Here is a 6,196-nt window from a genome sequence, read left to right as displayed (position 1 = left end):
CTGTAAGAGCGGAACCATAAGCAGCCGTTACCTAAATAACGGATATACACCCCCCCCAAAAAAAATCGCAGTTAAACCTTTCCCCCACCCCAAAGGTCTCTGAATTACCCCCCCAGAGCCCCAAGCATGGCCAAATCCCCCAACTTCGCCAAAGACTGGTTCACCGCCAAGGGCTGGAAACCGTTCGCCTTCCAAAAAGACGTATGGCACGCAGTCAAGGAAGGCCAGTCAGGACTGCTCCACGCCAGCACCGGCGCCGGGAAAACCTACGCCCTGTGGTTCGCCGCCCTCAACCGCTTCGCCATCACCGAAACCACACCCCGCAAACGCAAAGCCCCCGCCGAACCGCTGGCCGTCCTGTGGATCACCCCAATGCGCGCCCTGGCCGCCGACACCGCCCGCGCCCTTGAGGCCCCGCTCGAATCACTGAAAATCCCCTGGACCGTCGGCCTGCGCACCGGCGACACCAGCAGCAGCGAACGCGCCCGCCAAACCCGCCGTCTGCCCACCACCCTGATCACCACCCCGGAAAGCCTCACGCTGATGCTCGCCCGCGCCGACAGCCAGCCCAGCCTGTCGCACCTGCGCATGGTGGTAGTGGACGAATGGCACGAACTGATCGGCAACAAACGCGGCGTGCAATTGCAACTGGCCCTCGCCCGCCTTCGGCAATGGCACCCCGAGCTGATTGTGTGGGGCATTTCCGCAACCCTGGGTAATCAGGCCCACGCGTTGGAGGTGTTGATCCCACAAGGCGGCGGGATCAACGTCCAAGGCCAAACCACCAAACAGTTGCGAGTAGACACCCTGTTGCCACCGGTTATCGAGCGCTTTCCGTGGGCCGGCCATATCGGCCTGAAAATGCTCCCGCAAGTGGTGGCCGAAGTTGATGCCAGCAGCAGTTGCCTGGTGTTTACCAACACACGGGCACAATCGGAAATCTGGTACCAGGCCCTGCTCGACGCGCGCCCCGACTGGGCCGGAGTGATTGCCCTGCACCACGGCTCGCTGTCCCGGGAAACCCGGGACTGGGTGGAGCGAGCCCTGAAGGAGGGGCAACTGAAGGCCGTGGTGTGTACGTCGAGCCTGGACCTGGGGGTAGATTTCCTGCCGGTGGAACGGGTACTGCAGATTGGCTCGGCCAAGGGCGTAGCCCGCCTGATGCAGCGCGCAGGGCGCTCCGGCCACGCACCGGGCCGGCCGTCGCGGGTCACGCTGGTGCCAACCCACAGCCTGGAAATGGTGGAAGCCGCTGCCGCGCAGGACGCCATCGCTGAACGGCGCATAGAAGCGCGCCAGTCGCCTCACAAGCCGTTGGATGTGCTGGTGCAGCATCTGGTGAGCATGGCCCTGGGCGGCGGCTTTGTGCCGGATGAGCTGCTGGCGGAGGTGCGCACCGCGTGGGCCTATCGTGACCTGAGCGCAGCAGATTGGGCCTGGGCCCTGGGTTTCGTGCGCCATGGTGGCCTGTCACTGACGGCCTACCCGGATTACCGCCGCGTCGAGCCGGACGAACACGGCATCTGGCGCGTCCCCGACGCACGCCTGGCGCGGCGCCATCGCATGAGCGTGGGTACGATCGTCAGCGACGCCAGCATCCAGCTGAAATTCTGGAGCAAAGGCGGCGGTGGCAAGACCCTGGGCAGTGTCGAGGAAGGCTTTATTGCACGACTGAAGCCAGGGGATGGTTTCCTGTTCGCCGGCCGCTTGCTGGAGTTGGTGCGGGTGGAAAACATGACTGCTTATGTGAAGCGCAGCACCGCGAAAAAGGCTGCCGTGCCACGCTGGAACGGCGGGCGCATGCCTCTTTCCAACGAGCTGGCCCAGGCGGTGGTCGAGCGCTTTGATGCGGCTGCCCACGGTCACTATCTCGGCCCGGAGATGCAAGCGGTGCAACCCATGCTGGAAACCCAACTGCGCTGGTCCGGACTGCCGACCCGCGATCACTTGCTGGCCGAGGCCCTCAAGTCCCGGGAAGGCTGGCATCTGTTCCTGTATCCGTTTGCCGGGCGCCAGGTGCATCTGGGGCTGGCGAGCCTGCTGGCCTGGCGCGTCAGCCGGCAGCAGGCGGTGACGTTCTCGATTGCGGTCAATGACTATGGGCTGGAACTGCTGAGTGCGACCGAAGTGGATTGGCCTGAGTTATTGGGCGGCGAACTGCTGAGCGCGAATCATCTGCTGGATGACGTGGTAGCCAGCCTGAATGCCGGTGAGCTGGCCCTGCGACGTTTTCGCGAGATCGCGCGGATCGCCGGGCTGGTGTTCGCAGGCTATCCGGGCGCGCCGAAAAGTACGCGTCAGGTCCAGGCTTCCAGCGGGTTGTTCTTTGAAGTGTTCAAGCAATATGACCCGCAGAACCTGCTGCTGACCCAGGCCGGGGAAGAAGTCCTGCGGGATGAGCTGGATATTCGTCGCCTGGAAGAGACCTTGCGCCACCTGTCTGGGTTGAAACTGGACCTGCATCGCATCAAACGGCCTACGCCGTTGGCCTTTCCGCTGCTGGTGGAACGTTTTCGGGAAAGCCTGAGCTCGGAAAAACTCTCGGAGCGGATTGCGCGGATGGTCAAGGATCTGGAAAAAGTCGCCGATAACGGGAAGCCCTGATGCCCGCTCATTACCCGATACATCTGGCGGAAGAAGCGCTGTGGTTGCTGGCGGACAAGGCGGTGTACTGGCCTGCGAGAAAGTGCCTGCTGATCGCCGACGCGCATTTTGGCAAGGCGTCGGCCTATCGCAGCCTGGGCCAGCCAGTGCCACAGGGCACGACGACGGCCAACCTGCAGCGCCTGGACCGGCTGTTGGCGGCTTTCCCCGGCGCGCAGGTGATCTTTCTCGGCGACTTTCTCCACGGGCCTGGCTCTCACGCCAGCGGCACCCTGAACGCCCTGAGAGCCTGGCGTGAGCGTCATGCAGGCGTGGCGCTCACGCTGATTCGCGGCAACCACGACAAACGCGCCGGCGACCCGCCTGGCGATCTGAACATTGAGGTGGTGACCGAACCCTTGCTGATGGGCCCGTTTGCCTTGCAGCACGAGCCCGCCCCCCATGCCAGCCACCATGTGCTGGCCGGGCACGTGCATCCGGTGTATCGCCTGCGGGGCAAGGGCCGGCAAAGCTTGCGCCTGCCGTGCTTCCTGATCGGCAACCAAGTCAGCCTGCTACCGGCGTTCGGCGCTTTTACCGGGGGTTATTCAGTGACGCAGGAAGAAGGCAGCCGGATCTTCGTGATCGGAGACCAGGAAGTATGGCCAGTGCGTTGAGCAACTGACCATTGGCGACACGTGCAGGAAATCAGGCCACAGGGGCGGGAGGCGGTTCGTCAGGGAGAGTGGGTTCGCCAGGCTCTTCAGGCTGGTTGGGCCAGGGATCATCGGGACCTGGCTGGCCGGGAATGCCGCCTGCGGCGGGATCGGCCATCAAGGACCAGGCCATCACACCAATCTGGTTGGGTTCAAGCCGGGCGAGTTCGGCGCTGATTCGCGGATCGAGCTTCATAGGGGACTCCTCAAGCGTGGCCCGGCGCGTTGTGCACGCGTCGGGGCAGTACACCCAATAGAGTGCATGCCCGCTGACAAATTCCCTTAGCCTGTAAGACGATTCGATCAAGTGCGTGGGAGAGTGACGCCGCGCTGGCCCTGATACTTGCCGCCACGGTCCTTATAGGACACTTCGCACTCTTCGTCGGATTCGAAGAACAGCATCTGTGCCACGCCTTCGTTGGCGTAGATTTTTGCCGGCAAGGTGGTGGTGTTGGAGAACTCCAGGGTGACGTGCCCTTCCCATTCCGGCTCCAGCGGCGTCACGTTGACGATGATGCCGCAGCGCGCGTAGGTGCTTTTGCCCAGGCAGATAGTCAGGACATTACGCGGGATACGGAAGAATTCGACGGTGCGCGCCAGGGCAAAGGAGTTTGGCGGGATGATGCAGACGTCGCTCTTGACGTCGACGAAGCTTTTTTCGTCGAAGTTTTTCGGATCGACGGTTGCCGAGTTGATGTTGGTGAACACCTTGAACTCATCGGCGCAGCGTACGTCGTAGCCGTAGCTGGAAACCCCGAACGAGATCAGCCGCTCAGCGCCTTCGCCACGCATCTGGCGCTCCACGAAGGGCTCGATCATGCCGTGCTCTTGCGCCATGCGGCGAATCCACTTGTCCGATTTGATGCTCATGGCGGGTGTCCTGAATAGCGAGGTGAAAAAATTCTGTTGGGCATCTTACCGGGGCTGGCCCCGTGGTTCAAAGGGGCGGCTGTTTTTCTTGGCGCCGCGCAGCCCCTGCTGGGCGGGGCGCACCTTCAATCGTGGGGTGTTGGTGCGGTATCAGGGTGCCGCCAGTCACGAAAATAGAGAAACCTTCGGAAATACCATTGGCACGTTCCGGAAAAAGGGTTAAGGTGGCGCCACTGTGCTGCTTGTGTCACTGAGAATCTCTACACGATATGTTGAATTTCGATCCAACCATCTCCAAGAATTTTTCCTGCTCTTTGCACTCAGTCTCGGCCAGGGCTTTTCCTGAGTCGCAGTTAACTTTGTCCAAGGAGATACACCATGTCTAATCGCCAAACTGGTACCGTTAAGTGGTTCAACGATGAAAAAGGCTTCGGCTTCATCACTCCACAATCCGGTGACGACCTGTTCGTTCACTTCAAAGCTATCCAATCCGACGGCTTCAAAAGCCTGAAAGAAGGCCAACAGGTTTCTTTCATCGCTACCCGCGGTCAGAAAGGCATGCAAGCTGAAGAAGTTCAAGTTATCTAACTTGTACTGATTTAGTCGAAAAGCCCCGCCCTCAAAAGCGGGGCTTTTTTGTGCCCGCTCGTTCCTACGCTCTGCTTGGGAATGCCTCTTGTGACGCTCTGCGTCACGATTTGGGACGCGGAGCGCCCTGGGCTGCATTCCCACGCAGAGCGTGGGAACGAGCAATCACACGATGTAATTCCATGCACAAAAAAATGTGGGAGCCCACCTATGTGGGAGCCGGGCTTGCCCGCGATAGCATCACCTCGATCTATCAGTTGCACCGAGGTGATGCTATCGCAGGCAAGCCAGCTCCCACACAAGCCCGCTCCCACATTTCATCCTGCGTCGTTTATTGAAACAACGACTCACTCGACAAGCCATTCTTCTCGAGGATCTCGCGCAAGCGCTTGAGGCCCTCGACCTGGATCTGCCGCACCCGCTCACGGGTCAAGCCAATCTCCAGGCCAACATCTTCCAGGGTGCTGCTTTCGTGGCCGCGCAGCCCGAAGCGGCGAATCACCACCTCACGCTGTTTGTCCGTCAGCTCCGAAAGCCACTGGTCGATGCTTTGCGACAGATCGTCGTCCTGCAGCAACTCACATGGGTCCGTAGGACGATCATCGGTCAGGGTGTCCAGCAGGGTTTTATCCGAATCCGGACCCAGCGAGACATCGACGGAAGACACCCGCTCATTGAGACCGAGCATGCGCTTGACCTCTCCCACCGGTTTTTCCAGCAGGTTGGCGATTTCTTCAGGCGAAGGTTCATGATCGAGTTTCTGTGTCAGCTCACGCGCCGCCCGCAGGTAGACGTTGAGCTCCTTGACCACATGGATCGGCAACCGGATCGTACGGGTCTGATTCATGATCGCCCGTTCGATGGTCTGACGAATCCACCAGGTGGCGTAGGTCGAAAAGCGGAAGCCCCGCTCAGGGTCGAACTTTTCCACCGCCCGGATCAGGCCGAGATTGCCTTCCTCGATCAAGTCCAACAGGGACAGCCCACGATTGACGTAGCGTCGGGCGATTTTCACCACCAGTCGCAGGTTGCTTTCAATCATGCGCTTGCGCCCAGCCGGATCGCCCTTTTGCGACAAGCGCGCAAAATGGACTTCTTCTTCGGGAGTGAGCAGAGGGGAAAAGCCGATTTCATTGAGGTACAACTGAGTCGCGTCGAGCGCCCGTGTGTAATCAATGTACTTGTGTTGCTTTAACGCGGTGGAGTTCTTGGATTTGGTGCGAACTGAAGGTACAGCAGGTCCCTCATTCGACATCGATTCCGTATCGATGACAGTCTCCATAAGGAGAACCTCATCGTCGATGTCAAACTCCGGCGCTTCTTTACTGAGAGCCATTGTTATAGTCCTTTGGTGAGTTCGACCTCAAGCTCAAGCGACGCCTTTATCCTTGGCAACGCTGGAGCCTGTTCCTACTACGTGAGGAACAGGCTGTGCAACA

At 60.3% G+C, this 6,196-nt stretch carries 6 protein-coding genes; 3 read left to right on the top strand and 3 right to left on the bottom strand.

Annotation, left to right across the window (positions count from 1 at the left end; all coding sequences use genetic code 11):
- Positions 1-126 precede the first annotated feature (126 nt).
- A complete protein-coding gene (locus HX818_RS19825) occupies positions 127-2,604 on the top strand; it encodes a ligase-associated DNA damage response DEXH box helicase (protein WP_177020602.1) in 2,478 nt (825 codons plus the stop codon).
- Complete coding sequence (gene pdeM, locus HX818_RS19820) at positions 2,604-3,260, top strand: ligase-associated DNA damage response endonuclease PdeM (RefSeq protein WP_177020601.1); 657 nt, start codon at positions 2,604-2,606, stop codon at positions 3,258-3,260. Before HX818_RS19825 ends, pdeM begins: the two co-directional genes overlap by 1 nt.
- A 31-nt stretch (positions 3,261-3,291) precedes the next feature.
- On the opposite strand, the gene HX818_RS19815 is transcribed toward pdeM, so the two are convergent.
- Complete coding sequence (locus HX818_RS19815; protein ID WP_003219272.1) at positions 3,292-3,495, bottom strand: hypothetical protein; 204 nt, start codon at positions 3,493-3,495, stop codon at positions 3,292-3,294.
- Between the two features lie 107 nt (positions 3,496-3,602).
- Positions 3,603-4,169 (bottom strand): dCTP deaminase, encoded by a 567-nt coding sequence (dcd, locus tag HX818_RS19810; RefSeq protein ID WP_003219273.1) that lies wholly within the window; start codon positions 4,167-4,169, stop codon positions 3,603-3,605.
- A 378-nt stretch (positions 4,170-4,547) separates the two neighbouring features.
- On the opposite strand from dcd, the gene HX818_RS19805 reads away from it, so the two are divergent.
- Positions 4,548-4,757 carry a cold-shock protein gene (locus tag HX818_RS19805; RefSeq protein WP_002554837.1) on the top strand — a complete coding sequence of 70 codons (210 nt, stop codon included), beginning with the start codon at positions 4,548-4,550 and terminating at the stop codon, positions 4,755-4,757.
- Between the two features lie 331 nt (positions 4,758-5,088).
- Here the strand turns inward: HX818_RS19805 and rpoS are convergent, their stop codons facing one another.
- Entirely contained in the window at positions 5,089-6,093 is a 1,005-nt protein-coding gene (gene rpoS, locus HX818_RS19800; RefSeq protein ID WP_003219274.1) for an RNA polymerase sigma factor RpoS, read from the bottom strand.
- Positions 6,094-6,196: the final 103 nt, after the last annotated feature.

The organism is Pseudomonas sp. F9001, assembly GCF_013385435.1.
In the GTDB taxonomy this organism is placed as follows: domain Bacteria; phylum Pseudomonadota; class Gammaproteobacteria; order Pseudomonadales; family Pseudomonadaceae; genus Aquipseudomonas.
The sequence above is the reverse complement of the archived record's forward strand: the minus strand, read 5'-3'. Positions and strand labels throughout refer to the sequence as shown.

What these genes read in the sequence shown, in the direction of transcription:
- HX818_RS19815 (WP_003219272.1), bottom strand. Translation starts at nt 3,495, where the DNA reads ATGAAGCTCGATCCGCGAATCAGCGCCGAACTCGCCCGGCTTGAACCC.
- rpoS (WP_003219274.1), bottom strand. Translation starts at nt 6,093, where the DNA reads ATGGCTCTCAGTAAAGAAGCGCCGGAGTTTGACATCGACGATGAGGTT.
- HX818_RS19805 (WP_002554837.1), top strand. Translation starts at nt 4,548, where the DNA reads ATGTCTAATCGCCAAACTGGTACCGTTAAGTGGTTCAACGATGAAAAA.
- dcd (WP_003219273.1), bottom strand. Translation starts at nt 4,169, where the DNA reads ATGAGCATCAAATCGGACAAGTGGATTCGCCGCATGGCGCAAGAGCAC.
- pdeM (WP_177020601.1), top strand. Translation starts at nt 2,604, where the DNA reads ATGCCCGCTCATTACCCGATACATCTGGCGGAAGAAGCGCTGTGGTTG.
- HX818_RS19825 (WP_177020602.1), top strand. Translation starts at nt 127, where the DNA reads ATGGCCAAATCCCCCAACTTCGCCAAAGACTGGTTCACCGCCAAGGGC.